This is a genomic window from Pseudomonas bananamidigenes, from assembly GCF_001679645.1.
GTDB classification, from domain to species: Bacteria; Pseudomonadota; Gammaproteobacteria; order Pseudomonadales; family Pseudomonadaceae; genus Aquipseudomonas; species Aquipseudomonas bananamidigenes.
Window position 1 is genome coordinate 1 of sequence record NZ_LRUN01000095.1, and the last position, 696, is coordinate 696.

The 696-nt window shown below is 61.8% G+C and carries 1 protein-coding gene; it reads right to left on the reverse strand.

Annotated features, from left to right (window positions below):
- Nucleotides 1–9 precede the first annotated feature (9 nt).
- Complete coding sequence (locus BBF94_RS26015) at nt 10–642, reverse strand: sarcosine oxidase subunit gamma (RefSeq protein ID WP_065261788.1); 633 nt, start codon at nt 640–642, stop codon at nt 10–12.
- Nucleotides 643–696 lie beyond the last annotated feature (54 nt).

The window sequence follows — 696 nt, forward strand, 5'->3', positions numbered from 1 at the left end:
GAACGATCATTACGCCTGAACGCTAAGGCCGTATTCGGCGGACGCATCCTGCAACCACAACCACCAGTAATCCGAGAAGCTGCGACGGATCAGCAGTTCCCAGGTGTCTTCGGCGGTGTGGCGAATCATCAGCTGCGACTTGGCGAACACCGTGCCCACGGCCTTGCCGACCGGGAAGTTGTTCGGGTGTACGTCGTAGCTGGTGGATTTCATCAGCACCTGACGCACGTTCGGGCCGCTCAGTTCGAGAATCTGCTGGCCGCCGCTGACGTTGACGATCGCGATGTGCAGATCGCCCAGCGCTTCACGCAGCTTCTGCTCGGCAGCGAACTCTTCGCCGCCCGGCACGATCAGCAGCCACTCGTCCGGCCCCATCCACTGCAGGCTGGTTTCGCCTTTGACGATCACGCTCAAGGCACCCGGCAATTCGATGCCCAGCGCCTTGTGCACACCGGCGGCGAACGCGGCGTCGTGACCGTCGCCACGCAGGGTCAGATGGCCGAGGAGTTTCTTTTCACGCACGATCACGCCGGCATTCTTGCGGCCCTTGCCGACCAGGCTGGCGAGGTCGGCGTGATGCAGCGACGACTCGGCCTTGGCCCCGGTGGTCGGGCGTTGTTGGTAAACATTGGCTGCGGTCATAAAACACCTTCCTGAATTCTGTTGGTTCCTGTAGTGGCTGATCTGCCGCATTCG